The sequence below is a fragment of the Microcoleus sp. S36a_B3 genome, from assembly GCF_036700745.1.
Classification (GTDB): Bacteria; Cyanobacteriota; Cyanobacteriia; order Cyanobacteriales; family Microcoleaceae; genus Microcoleus.
Window position 1 is genome coordinate 67796 of the sequence record NZ_JAUBPN010000002.1, and the last position, 13165, is coordinate 80960.

Here is a 13165-nt window from a genome sequence, read left to right on the forward strand (position 1 = left end):
AAGAAGAAGGAAGAAGGAATTTTAATTGCATTGGATCTCAATGCTACATTTGTAGCAACAGCTCGCTATCGAGTTTGCACGGGCTGTATGTAACCAGCGGTGCGATCGATAGCGATAGAATATTATATCGGTCAATCTACCGGACAGGATATTAAAAAAAAGCTTTTTGTTGAAAAGCCACAGATGCTCCCTTTCACTATTTGTTATATCAAACACTTAAAACCTCGGAATTATAAATTTTTATTGAATTCTGACTTATATTTTTTGACGAATACACCTATTGCTTTCTTTTTTCCTTGTTTAAAGTCCGATCGCGCTTTTGGTAGCGAATTTGCCTGTGGAGAACACCAAGCTTTAAAGAAACAAACTTAATATTTTTACACCAGTGCCGAAACCGAAAAAAAATGCCACGCCGCCCGGTATTACGGGCGTGCGCGACAATTTCATAACTAAGATTACAGCCCTAAATTGGTTAAGGCTAAAGAAACCGGGTTTTTTACCAAATCAGTGAGCGAGTGGGAAAAATTGTCGAAAAAACCCGGTTTCTGACCACCCGCGAGTAAGTCCTGTATTACTCTTCGTCTTCGTCGAAATCGAAACCGATATCATCGTCCTCGTCGTCAGCCAAAACTTCTAACGAACCGTCATCACTTGAGCCGACAAAATCGTCTTCATCAACTTCAATTTCCTCAAACTCTTCATCAGGCTCAAGGTCAGAAACTGCTGCGGTATCGAAACTGCTTTCGATCGTATATTTGCGGCGGGCAGTACGGTCATCAAGTACCACATCCTCCTGCAAATCTTGGAAATCGTCATCAAACACGGCACCTTCAAAACCCGCATCCTGAACGCTGGCATCTTCGTAAGCATTGAAACCAGTACCGGCGGGAATCAAGCGGCCGATGATGACGTTTTCTTTGAGGCCTCGGAGCCAGTCGGACTTGCCTTCGATCGCCGCTTCCGTCAGCACCCTGGTGGTTTCTTGGAAAGAAGCCGCAGAAATGAAACTGTCAGTATTGAGCGAAGCCTTAGTAATTCCCAGTAGCACCGGAGTGTAATCTGCCGGAGCCCCGCCGGTAATCGACATTGCCTCGTTCACCTGCTCTACCTGCCGCAGCTCTACCAGCTCGCCCGGTAGCATCGTAGTGTCGCCGCCGTCTTCTACGCGGACTTTGTTGGTCATCTGCCGCACAATTACCTCAATGTGCTTGTCAGAAATATCTACCCCTTGGGATTGATAGACAGATTGCACTTCGTTTACCAAGAGGGTTTGCACCTGCTGGAAACTTTCCAAAGCTGCTTCAAATGTGGACTGGCGCTCTTTGAGAGCTTGGAAGAAAACTTCGAGAATTTCATGGGGGTTGGCGGGCCCGTCAGTCAGGGCTTCGGCTACACCTACTCGCTGTCCGTCGGAGACGATCGGATTCTGCCCCGGTAGCAAAGGATATGCTTCGATGCGGCCGTCATCTTCAACTACAGCCAGTTCGACCATATCTTCCTCGGTGGATACGCGGGCAGTCCCCGGACGGTGGGCCAAAATGCAGGCTTCCTTCGGCTTGCGCCCTTCCAGGAGTTCTTCAATCCGGGGCAAACCCTGGATGATGTCGCCTGTTTTCGCCCGCTCGAACACCAGGATGACTAAGTTGTCGCCCCGCTGCACCAAGTCGCCGTCATCGACGTGGAGGACTGCACCGGCGGAAACCCGGTAAGGACGAGCTATTCTGAGCACGATTTTTGCAGGTTCCGAGCCGTTCGAGGGTACGACCTTGACTACTTGGCCGGATTCTTCCAAAAACGTGCCGGGGGCGATTTCCGTACCGGCTACTAGCAGTTGACCGGGACTGAAATCTGGGGCGACGGGGAGGTCGATCGAAATCGAGTCGGCTTCCCGCATGACCAAGAGGCGGCGCACCGGCTCGTTTTGTCCTTCGCGGATGCCCCGAACCGTCCCTGCTTCTTTGCAGAGAATTTCGGTGCGGGCTACTACTGCGCCCGGAGCGATCGACTGTCCGTCTTCTACCAAAAGCCGCGTCTGAGTGCTGCCCTGGGTGGGGTCTGCCGACACGTCGCGCCGAACTACGAGGGATTCTAAAATCACTAACTGCAGGCGGAAGGTTTTGGAAACCGGCGGTGCTTCGTCGCTTTCTCCTGCCAATTCTTGAGAGAGGGCGGTGGAGTCGGAGACTGCTGCTGGGGAGTCATAATCGTTGTCCGACAAGGCGGTATCATCTTCTGGGTCTGGCAAAAGTTCGATATCTGCTGCCAGTTGCGGAGCTCCTGAACCAATTTCTAGGATGAGCTGAGTCCGCAGGAGTTCGAGTCCTTCTACTGATTTGACGCGCTCTCCGTCTTTGTAGGGGAGGCGCTGGACTGCTTTGAGGGCGATCGACTCGTTGAGCGCAGTCTGGGAAGGCACCGGCGGCTTGTCGGGAACAGGAAACTCTACGACTGGCCGCAGCAGCAATGCTGGGCCTTCGGGTGTTTCGATGTATTCCGCATAGGCGAGTTCTTCAGCAACTAAGCCGGGGAAGATTTCTTGACCCGCGTTGACAATTTGACCTTCGGTTGCCGAAAGTGGGGGGCGGTCAACGAGGTGCAGGGTTCCAGGTTTGATGACAATTTCCCGCAAAATATCATTTTTTTGCGTTACTTCTACTGCACCGCTGGTTTGGCAGAAGATATCTTTGACTACTTCAGTGCCGGCTTCGACGTACTGGCCATCTTCGACTAGCAATAGAGAGATGTCTTTGTTGACTTCGTGGCATTCTTCCGGTATCCACAGCAGGGTGCCGCCCTTGATGACTTCGAGTCCTTGTTTGGCTTTGCCGCGCTTTTGGACTTCGACGCCGGCGTATTTGACAATGCCTCCGGTGGCGGTGCGGTAGGTGTCGTCGAGCAGTTCGGCTACGACTTCGCCGTTGATGACTTTGCTTCCGGGAGTTGTTTTGAGCGAGAACCGCTGGTTGGAAGTTGTTTCGATCGTGTAATATTCTCGGCCGCCGGTGCTTTCGGCTCGGACGATGGCTTGGTCGAGCAATACTTGAGCGGTGATGATTTCAATTTCTCGCTCGTCGGCGATGCGGACTACGCCCCCGTGTTCGGAGACGAGTTTGGTTTCGGCGATGACGCTGTTTTCTGGAATTCGGGAGCCGTTTTTGACTGCCGGTTCCGCGCCGGGAGGGAGGTTGTAGACTTCTCCCGAGAGTATCCAAATCAGTCCGCCCCGGCTGGCGGTGCGGGTGGTGTTACCTTGGCGGTCGGTTTTTTCTTCGGGTACGATGTCGGCAAATTTGGCTTCGCCGGCTAAGTCTGAGGCTACGTCTGTGGTGACTTTTTCGGTGGTTTTGCGGGCTGCGCGTCCGACGATCGGCACTTGAGCCAATATTTGACCTTGGATGGCGCGCTGTCCGTCTTTGACCATGAGCGTGGAACCTTGGGCGATCGCCAGTTCAATCTTTAGTTTCTGATTTTTGGCTCCCGATTTGCCTTCCTCGAAGCCGTCGCCCTCGAATACGAGCTTGCCGCCGTTTTCGGCGATCAGGGCTTCTTCGCCGTGAGAAGTGCGGAAGGAACGGGTTCGCAAGTTCTTAAACTTTGCCACGCCCGGGAATGGGGCGCGTTCTTGTTTGGCGACTTCTCCAGTGAACACGCCTCCGGTGTGGAAAGTACGCATGGTGAGCTGGGTTCCGGGTTCGCCGATCGACTGGGCGGCAATAATCCCGATCGCTTCTCCCATGTCTACCATTTTCAGGTGGGCGAGGCTCCAGCCGTAGCAGCACTGACAGACGGAACGGGTGGCTTCGCAGGTTAGGGGCGATCGCAAATACACCTCGCCAACTCCTGAAGCGCCGATCGCGTCTGCGAGCTCTTCACTAATTGGCTGGTTGCGGACTGCCATGATGTTGCCGAACCTTACGATTTCTTTGGTTTTGGGGTGCACCACGTCTTTTGCAAACACCCGGCCGAGCAGCCTGTCTTTCAGGGGTATCAGCACGGTAGCTCCGTCGGTCATCGGCCGGACTCGAATGCCGCGTTGGGTGCCACAATCTACTTCGCGGACGATTACGTCTTGGGACACGTCTACCAGGCGGCGGGTCAGGTAGCCGGAGTCGGCGGTGCGGAGGGCCGTATCGACCAGTCCTTTGCGCGCTCCGTAGGAAGAAATAATGTATTCCGTGACAGTGAGACCTTCTCGGAAGTTGGTTTTAATTGGTAAGTCGATGATTTCTCCCTGGGGGTCTGCCATCAATCCGCGCATTCCGACAAGCTGCCGCACTTGGGAGATATTTCCCCGGGCACCGGAGAAGGCCATCATGTAGACCGAGTTGAGGGGGTCTGTGGCTCGGAAGTTTTTGACTACTTCGTCTTTGAGGTCTTCTGAGGTGCTGTTCCAAGTGTCGATTACTTTTTGGAAGCGTTCGACTTCGGTGATTTCGCCTCTGGTGTACCGCTGTTCGGTGATGCGGATTTCTTCTTCGGCTGCATCTAAGAGTTGTCGTTTGATTGGTGGTACTTGCAGGTCGTCTACGCTGATGGAAACTCCGGCGCGCGTAGCAAAGCGAAAACCCAAGTCTTTGAGTTTATCTGCCATTTGCGCGGTGCGGGCAGTTCCGTATTCCATGAACGACCAAGAGATTAATTTTTTGAGCTGACCTTTGTCAACAACTCGGTTGCGAAAAACAATTTCTTTATTTTCTTTGTATTCAGTCATTTGTTTGCTGTTAGTAATTTACTCGTCAGTCATCAGTTTAGAAACCGGGTTTCTGAGAATATTTCTCCTCACCAAGCCCAACCTGTAGAAACCCGGTTTCTCGCTCCTGGCACATCACTCATCGGTCATCAGTTCAGAAACCGGGTTTCTGAGAATATTTTTGGTCACATAACCCAACCCTTAGAAACCTAGTTTCTCGCTTCTGGGACATGGGTCATCGGTCGTGGGAGTAAAACCGGGTTTCTGAGAATATTTTTGGTCACATAACCCAACCCTTAGAAACCTAGTTTCTCGCTCCTCGACTGACCGATCGCCTATTACCCGCTGTTATTTCCCAATTTTCCTATTCCTAGTTATTAATGACCGATTCGATCGTTTGGTGATAGATAATTCGACCGGGAGTAGTGCGAATAAACTGATTGAGCAAGTTGCCTTCTTTGTCTTCTCGAATCCGGCGGAACTTGAATTCTTTCGTGACCGTACCGTCGGTCGATCGTTCTAGTTTCAGCGGTTCTCCTTCTGGTTCTATATTTTCTATCGGGCCTTGAAATCTCACCCACACGTAGGAATGCAAGTCAACAACTCCTTGTTCGTAGGCTACAACCGCATCGGTGAGGTTAGAGAAATAGTGACCTGCTCCTTTTTGAGCGTCGCGATTTTCCGCTGTCAAGTAATAGCAACCGAGCACCATATCTTGCGAAGGAGTGACAATTGGTCTTCCGGTTGCGGGCGACATAATGTTATTAGAAGCCAGCATCAGCAAGCGGGCTTCCGCCTGAGATTCCAGAGACAAGGGCACGTGCACGGCCATTTGGTCGCCGTCAAAGTCAGCGTTAAAAGCCGGACAAACTAGCGGGTGAAGCTGAATCGCCCTCCCGTCTACCAAAATGGGCTCGAAGGCTTGAATTCCCAAACGGTGCAGGGTGGGGGCCCGGTTCAGCATGACTGGGTGTCCTTCAATCACTTCTTGAAGCACCTCCCAGATGCTTGGGTCGCTGCGCTGGATCAATTTTTTGGCAGCTTTGATGTTATTGACCAATCCTTGGCGGATCAGGCGGTGGATGACAAAGGGCTGGAAAAGTTCGATCGCCATTTCCCTCGGTAAACCGCACTGATGAATTTTCAGTTTCGGCCCCACCACAATCACCGAACGTCCAGAATAGTCAACCCGTTTCCCGAGCAAGTTTTGCCGGAAGCGGCCTTGTTTCCCTTCAATAATGTCCGACAGAGATTTCAGCGGGCGGTTGTTTGCGCCCACGACAGTCCGGCCGCGGCGGCCGTTGTCAATCAGCGCATCCACAGCTTCTTGCAGCATCCGTTTTTCGTTGCGGATGATAATTTCCGGCGCTAGGATTTCTTGCAATCTCGCCAAGCGGTTGTTGCGGTTAATTACTCTCCGATAAAGGTCGTTGAGGTCGCTCGTTGCAAAACGCCCGCCGTCTAGCTGTACCATTGGCCGCAAGTCTGGGGGAATCACCGGAATCACCGACAGCACCATCCAATCGGGATGAGAACCCGTAGCGATAAAGTTGTCAATTACCCGCAAACGTTTGATTAACTTCGCTCGTTTTTGACCTTTAGCATTAGCAATATCTTCGCGCAGCTTTTCCGCTTCGCTTTCTAGCGGAATATTTTGCAGCAAAACTTGCAAAGCTTCAGCACCGATTCCTACTTCTACGCCGGTCAGGGTGGAATCTTCGCTGTAAAGTTCATCTTCTATTTCCAGCCAAGCATCTTCTGTGAGCAATTGCTTGTATTGCAACTTTTCAGCATTACCAGCATTCAACACAACATAGGCATTGAAATAGACAATTTGTTCGACATCTCGCAGCGGCATATCTAACAGAATCGCCATGTAACTGGGGATACCTTTGAGATACCAAACGTGAGCAACTGGAGCTGCTAATTTGATAAATCCCATGCGGTGGCGACGGACGCGAGATTCGGTTACTTCAACACCGCATCTCTCGCAAACAATGCCTCTATGACGAACTCTTTTGTACTTGCCACAATGACATTCCCAATCTTTTGCAGGCCCAAAAATTCGCTCACAAAACAACCCGTCCATTTCCGGCTTTAATGTTCTGTAATTTATGGTTTCTGGTTTTATGACTTCGCCAGTTAGCTGACCATTGGGTAAAGTTCTCTCTCCCCATTGTCGAATTCTTTCAGGTGAAGCTAACCCAATCTTTACATAATCAAATCGTTGTTCTATCTTAGCCATTCTTGACTCCAATCGATGATTTACTTGAAATTATTTGCTGTAATTTATCTGTTTTGATTGATTGTTTGGCGCTTAAATCAATGTCAGACTCCTTTATATGTGGCATTAGTTTTAATGTCATAAATGACATTTTTGGATGCTCCCAATTCGCGAGAAATCTTAGTTAGCAAGAGATTCTCCAGCTTTAATGCGTTCTCGCACATCCTGTGCTTGAGCAAAAGTCAGTTTGCGATCGAGATATCCACCCATGTGAGGAATCGGAATCTCTTCGCCTTCTTCCTTCCATGTCAGGTGATACTTAATATTGTGTATAGTTATCGGATTTACGCTGTATGCTTCAGCTATATCCTTCATTCTCTCTCCTGCTGCTAGTTTTTGCCGGATTTCTCGCACCTTTTCCCAGTCTAATTTTGCATTGGAAAGGGGATGACTTTTTCCTTGGGTGCGTCCTTTTTTTGAAGCATCTAAGGCCTTTTGGGAACGAGTACCAGCCCAGAGGTGTTCTGGATTTATACAACTGGGAGTATTGCAGGTATGACAAGCATCCATATATGTGGGAACTTCATATCCTAATTTCTCTGCTAAAACAGCACGAGTAACTAATTTCAACTTCCCATTTTTCCAATATCTGCCATAGCCTGAACAATCTTTTCCGCCTTGAAAAATTATGCAGCCGTTGTCTTGAATTTCTCCTAAAAAATGTGGAGAAACTGTGGTGAAGTTATCAGGAATATTTGTCTGAACGATCTTAGTAATAGTTTCATGTTGTACCCCATACTCTTTTGCTAGGTGGTTCTTGACTTTTTCCGATAAATATTTAGTCTGAATTTCTCGCAGTTGTACGATCGACAATTTATCAATTCCCGGAATACTTTTGCGTCTGGGAGTTTGGCGTTAGCGCAGCCCTCGAAGAGGATCGCGCCCCATCATCTGTCCCGTGTTCTCAGCGGCAGACCCCGCTACAAGATGTTCCGGGTTGATGCAGCTTGGGTTGTCGCAGGTGTGGTAAACAAAATAACCGGAATCTAGGAATCCTGCTATTTTTGATTCGAGGACTAATCGGTGGACTAATACCGTTTTCCCCGACATCCACTTACGCCCGTAACCATTGCCAAACTCACTACTTTGCCAGTTAATACAGCCTGTCTCCCGATCGAATTCTCCTTCAATTCCGGGGATAACTGTTAAAATAATCATGTCAGCGCATCTCCTTGTTAGAGCGTTGATTCGCCTCAGTAGTGGTACGAACACTGCTGAGGCATTTTTATTCGAGATTGTCGATTTTAAATTTTAGATTAAATATTACTAAAAAATCTAAAATTTAAAATCGAAAAATCTCAAATCCCTAATCTTCGTCTTCGTCGCGAGAAAGCGATTCGTAAGTAGGCCTAGAGGGCGATCGCCGCCCGCCAGCATCCGCCATCAAATCCACCTCAACGTGCTCGCTGCCTTCGTCGTTCGTATTCACTTTGTGCACGGCAATGTCCAAACACAAAGACTGCAACTCCCGCATCAACACTTTGAACGATTCCGGCGTACCGGGGCGCGGGATGGATTTGCCCTTGACGATCGCGTTTAAAGCCTCGTTTCTGCCCTGCATATCGTCCGACTTGACTGTCAGCAACTCCTGCAAGGTGTAAGCGCAGCCAAAGGCCTCCAAGGCCCAGACTTCCATTTCCCCGAACCGCTGTCCACCCTGCTGCGCTTTGCCGCCCAAAGGCTGCTGCGTCACCAAGGAGTAAGGCCCGGTGCTGCGGGCGTGGATTTTGTCATCTACCAAGTGGACGAGTTTGAGCATATAGGCGATGCCGACTGTGATTGGGCGATCGAACGCTTCCCCAGTTCTGCCGTCATAAACTATAGTCTTGCCTGGGTGTTTTTCGTTAAACACCCAAGGCTTGCCAGTTTTTTCCCGCGCCTCTTCCAACTTGCCGTGAACGGTTTCCCGCGACTTTTCAGCGCCGTGCATTTCGTCAAACGGCACCATCTTGAACCGCATCGACAGATTTTCGCCCGCCCAGCCTAGCAAGCACTCGAAAATTTGACCGACGTTCATCCGCGACGGTACGCCCAAGGGGTTGAGCACGATGTCAATCGGAGTGCCATCGGGCAAGTAGGGCATATCTTCCTTCGGCAGAATCCGGGATACGATGCCTTTGTTGCCGTGGCGGCCGGCCATTTTGTCGCCGACTTGAATTTTTCGTTTTTGGGCGACGTAGACGCGGACGACCATGTTAGCGCCGGGGGGCAGTTCATCGCCTTGTTCGCGGGTAAAAACCCGCACATCTACGACGCGGCCTTTTTCTCCGTTGGGAACGCGCAGCGAGTTGTCGCGCACGTCGCGAGCTTTTTCACCGAAGATTGCTCTGAGCAGTTTTTCTTCGGGGGGTTGGTCGGATTCGCCTTTGGGGGTGACTTTGCCGACTAGGATATCGCCAGATTCTACCCAAGCGCCTTTGCGGATGATGCCTCCTTCGTCTAGCTGGCGCAGGGCGTCTTCGCCGACGTTGGGAATTTCGCGGGTGATTTCTTCGGGGCCTAGTTTGGTTTGGCGGGCTTCGATTTCGTATTTCTCGATGTGGATGCTGGTGTATACGTCTTCGTACACCAATCGCTCGCTGATAAGCATTGCGTCTTCGTAGTTGTATCCTTCCCAAGGCATATAGGCTACGAGGATGTTGTGACCGAGGGCGAGTTCTGCGCCTTCGGTGGAGGAACCGTCGGCGAGGACTTGACCTGCTACGACACGATCGCCCTCATAGATTAGGGGGCGCTGGTTCAAGCAGGTATCTTGGTTCGATCGCTGGTATTTTTGCAGTTCGTGTTCGATGCAGCCGGCGTATTTTTGCTTCCAAACCGAAGGCTGTCTGACTTTGAGTTCGTCGTACTCACGAATCAGGAAATGTTCTTCGCTGGAATTAGACTCGGCATCTGGTGCCAGGGGCTTGACAATAATCCGGGTCGCATCGATGTAAATGACTTCGCCGTCAATCCGGGAAACTACCACCATCCCGGAATCTCGCGCGGCCTGAGCTTCGAGACCTGTACCGACGAGGGGGCGTTCGGGTTTGAGCAGCGGCACGGCTTGCCGCTGCATATTCGACCCCATCAGAGCGCGGTTGGCGTCGTCGTGTTCCAAGAACGGGATCAGGGAGGTGGCGACGGAGACGATTTGTACGGGTGAAATCGCCATGTAGTCCACCTGCATCGGGGTGGTGGTGGTGAATTCTTGGCGGTAGCGGACGGCTACGGTTTCGCCCAAGAGGTTGTTGTTTTCGTCGAGGCTGATGTCTCCGGGGGCGACGCGCAAGTCGTCTTCTTCATCGGCTGTCATGTAGATGGGGGCTTTGTCCCGCAGCACCTGTCCTTTTTCTACTGGGTAGAATGGTGTTTCGATGAAGCCGTAGGGGTTGACGCGGGCGTGGGTTGCTAGGGAACCGATCAGTCCGGCGTTGGGGCCTTCTGGTGTTTCGATCGGGCAAATCCGGCCGTAGTGGGACGGGTGAATGTCCCGCACTGCGAAACCTGCGCGTTCGCGGGTCAGACCTCCAGGGCCGAGGGCGGAAAGCCGGCGTTTGTGGGTCAGTTCTGCGAGGGGATTGGTTTGATCCATGAACTGCGATAGCTGCGAGGAACCGAAAAATTCCTTGATTGCTGCTACCAGGGGTTTGGGGTTGACTAGGGAGGCGGGGGTGAGGGAGTCTGCGTCGGAGACTGTCATGCGTTCGCGGATGATCCGTTCTAGGCGGTTGAGTCCGACTCTGACTTGGTTTTGCAGCAGTTCGCCGACGCTGCGGACGCGACGGTTTCCTAAGTGGTCGATGTCATCCGTCGAGCCGATGTCGAATTCGAGGTTGATCAAATAGTCGATCGCCGTCAAGATATCTTGGGATGTCAGCACTCGCACCGTGTCGGGGACTGTCAACCGCAGTTTTTTGTTGAGTTTGTACCGGCCGACTTTGCCTAAATCGTAGCGTTTGGGGTCGAAAAAGCGGGAATTGAGGAGCTGTTCTCCTCCGGCTACGGTGGGGGGTTCGCCCGGTCGCAGTTTGCGGTAGAGCTCCATTAGAGCTTCCTCTTCGCCGAACTGTCCTTCTTTTTCGATGGTTTTTTGGAAGTATTCGGGGTGGCGCAAACTGTCGTAGATTTCGCCGTCTGTGAGTCCTAGGGCTTTGAGGAGGACTTGGGCCGATAGTTTGCGGGTTTTGTCGATTCTGACCCAGACTAAATCGTTTTTGTCGGTCTCGAATTTGAGCCACGCGCCGCGGTTGGGGATGAGACTGGCATTGTAGGTGCGGCGGCCGTTTTTGTCGGTTTCCGATTTGTAGTATACGCCGGGGGAACGGACGATTTGGTTGACGATTACTCGTTCCGCGCCGTTGATGATGAAGGTTCCCCGTTCTGTCATCAATGGCAAGTCGCCGATGAAGACTTCTTGTTCTTTAATTTCGCCTGTTTCTTTGTTGATCAGGCGGGTTGGTACGTACATTTGTACCGAGTAGGTGCTGTCCCGGCGCTTGGCTTCGTCCACGTCGTATTTCGGGCGCTTGAGTTTGAAGTCTTTGCCCATGAAGTGCAGTTCTAGTTTGCCGGTGTAGTCTGAGATCGGGGAGAAGCTGTCGAGTTCTTCGATCAGTCCGGCTTCTAAGAACCAGCGAAAACTTGCCCGCTGGATTTCGATCAGGTCGGGCAAGGTGAACGCGAATTCTGTGTAATCTTTAGTGATCATGGGTGTCCTTTTTCCGCTGTGGCTCTAGCTTTTTACATTGCGCCAAGGCTTGGCGTTTTTACTTTGTTGTGTTTTTTTGATGGATTGTGTGAGAGAATGTATATGATATTTTGGATCGCGATCCGACTTTTGCAACTGTTATTTGTGCGGGTTGCTCGCATTCGTTTTGTGCGGATTTACGCTTGATTGAGATGTTTTTAGAACCGATATTTTGCTGTTTCAGGGTAAACTCCCCATACATTCGACTCCTCAAATTGACTCGAAAGCTATTGCCAAATTACTGAGGTTCCAAGTGTCTCCCTGTCTGTAAATTTGACTGTGTAAGGAAAGAGTTTTTGCTGGAAGTTTTGGCTAGCGTTGGGACGGCGTGCTGGCCCGATTGCTGGCAGTTCGCCGACTGCTGCGATCGCGGGGATAGTCAGCCAAAGCTCGATCGGCTGGTTCTATTATTATAGGACGCAAATTCGATCGCGTGCCGTCAACGTCAAAGGAATCTCAGGGTGAGGATGAATCCGGTTTTTAGGGCAAACAAAATATAGATGAGATTACCCCTTACCCCGAAGGCTTGCCTCTAAATCGATTAGTTTTCCTCGTTTCCTTGTTCTATAGCGAGTGAAAGGCCAAATAGCTGACAGGCATTTTCGGTTGTCTGCCGCGACAAAGTTAAAAGAGAAACTCCTCTCAATTTCGCAACTTGCTCGGCTACGTAGTATACGTAAGCTGGTTCATTACGTTTTCCCCGCTGGGGTGCGGGGGCGAGAAAAGGGCAATCTGTCTCAACTAGGATGCGATCGCTATTTACCATACAAGCTGATTCTTGTATTTGCAAGGCTTTTTTAAAGGTGACTGTGCCGCTAAAACTGATGTAGAAACCCAAGTCTAAAAACCACTGGGTTTCTTCGGGCGTACCTCCCCAGCAGTGCATCACTCCCCGCACCGGGCCGCGTTTTTCCCAAAAGTTCCGCAGCATTTCGGCCATTGGGGCGGCAGCGTCGCGACAGTGGATGATGACTGGTTTGTCAAGTTCCCTGGCGATTTCAAGCTGTGCCTCAAACACTTTAAACTGGTGTTCGCGATCGTCAGCTTTAAAAAAGTCGAGTCCGGTTTCGCCGATCGCCACTACCCTAGAGTCAGAACTTGCCTTTTCGCGAATCATATTCGCAGTTTCGTCTTTCCACTTGGCGGCATCTAGGGGGTGAAGCCCCACCGCAAACGAGACTTCTGGAAATTGATCGGCAATTGCTTGAATTGAGGCAAACTCTGCAGGTTCCACACAAGAATGAACTAGCCGAACCACACCAGCTTCGCGCCAGCGTTGTCGAATAGTTTCTAATTCAGACTTGTAAGTCTCAAAGTTGATATGAACGTGAGTGTCAATGAGCTGCATGGGGGAAGCAGATTAGATTTGATACCAGAGCATCCGAGTTGTTGACGGGAGAGTGGGGGATGGGGAGAAGGGGGGATGGGGAGAAGGGGAGATGGGGAGAGTGGGAGAGTGGGA

Annotated in this window: 7 protein-coding genes; 1 reads left to right on the forward strand and 6 read right to left on the reverse strand. The window is 51.0% G+C overall.

The annotated features are described in order from the left end of the window. Positions 1-571 precede the first annotated feature (571 nt). The 5 genes from QUA01_RS02470 to rpoB form a co-directional block, all read right to left on the reverse strand. Positions 572-4711, reverse strand: coding sequence for a DNA-directed RNA polymerase subunit beta'' (locus tag QUA01_RS02470; RefSeq protein WP_333087813.1), 4140 nt, complete (start codon positions 4709-4711; stop codon positions 572-574). Between the two features lie 349 nt (positions 4712-5060). Then, positions 5061-6935, reverse strand: a complete 1875-nt coding sequence (locus tag QUA01_RS02475) for a DNA-directed RNA polymerase subunit gamma (RefSeq protein ID WP_333087812.1) — start codon at positions 6933-6935, stop codon at positions 5061-5063. 159 nt (positions 6936-7094) lie between these two features. Next, positions 7095-7787 carry an HNH endonuclease gene (locus QUA01_RS02480; protein ID WP_333087810.1) on the reverse strand — a complete coding sequence of 231 codons (693 nt, stop codon included), beginning with the start codon at positions 7785-7787 and terminating at the stop codon, positions 7095-7097. Positions 7788-7829: 42 nt separating this feature from the next. Continuing rightward, complete coding sequence (locus QUA01_RS02485; protein ID WP_333087809.1) at positions 7830-8132, reverse strand: HNH endonuclease; 303 nt, start codon at positions 8130-8132, stop codon at positions 7830-7832. Positions 8133-8280: 148 nt separating this feature from the next. Further along, on the reverse strand, positions 8281-11664 hold the full coding sequence (gene rpoB / locus QUA01_RS02490) for a DNA-directed RNA polymerase subunit beta (RefSeq protein WP_333087807.1): 3384 nt from the start codon (positions 11662-11664) through the stop codon (positions 8281-8283). Between the two features lie 357 nt (positions 11665-12021). On the opposite strand from rpoB, the gene QUA01_RS02495 reads away from it, so the two are divergent. Further along, complete coding sequence (locus tag QUA01_RS02495; RefSeq protein ID WP_333087806.1) at positions 12022-12168, forward strand: hypothetical protein; 147 nt, start codon at positions 12022-12024, stop codon at positions 12166-12168. Positions 12169-12244: 76 nt separating this feature from the next. On the opposite strand, the gene QUA01_RS02500 is transcribed toward QUA01_RS02495, so the two are convergent. Continuing rightward, positions 12245-13051 carry a TatD family hydrolase gene (locus QUA01_RS02500; protein ID WP_333087804.1) on the reverse strand — a complete coding sequence of 269 codons (807 nt, stop codon included), beginning with the start codon at positions 13049-13051 and terminating at the stop codon, positions 12245-12247. Positions 13052-13165: the final 114 nt, after the last annotated feature.

What these genes read in the sequence shown, in the direction of transcription:
- QUA01_RS02500 (WP_333087804.1), bottom strand. Translation starts at nt 13,051, where the DNA reads ATGCAGCTCATTGACACTCACGTTCATATCAACTTTGAGACTTACAAG.
- QUA01_RS02470 (WP_333087813.1), bottom strand. Translation starts at nt 4,711, where the DNA reads ATGACTGAATACAAAGAAAATAAAGAAATTGTTTTTCGCAACCGAGTT.
- QUA01_RS02485 (WP_333087809.1), bottom strand. Translation starts at nt 8,132, where the DNA reads ATGATTATTTTAACAGTTATCCCCGGAATTGAAGGAGAATTCGATCGG.
- rpoB (WP_333087807.1), bottom strand. Translation starts at nt 11,664, where the DNA reads ATGATCACTAAAGATTACACAGAATTCGCGTTCACCTTGCCCGACCTG.
- QUA01_RS02475 (WP_333087812.1), bottom strand. Translation starts at nt 6,935, where the DNA reads ATGGCTAAGATAGAACAACGATTTGATTATGTAAAGATTGGGTTAGCT.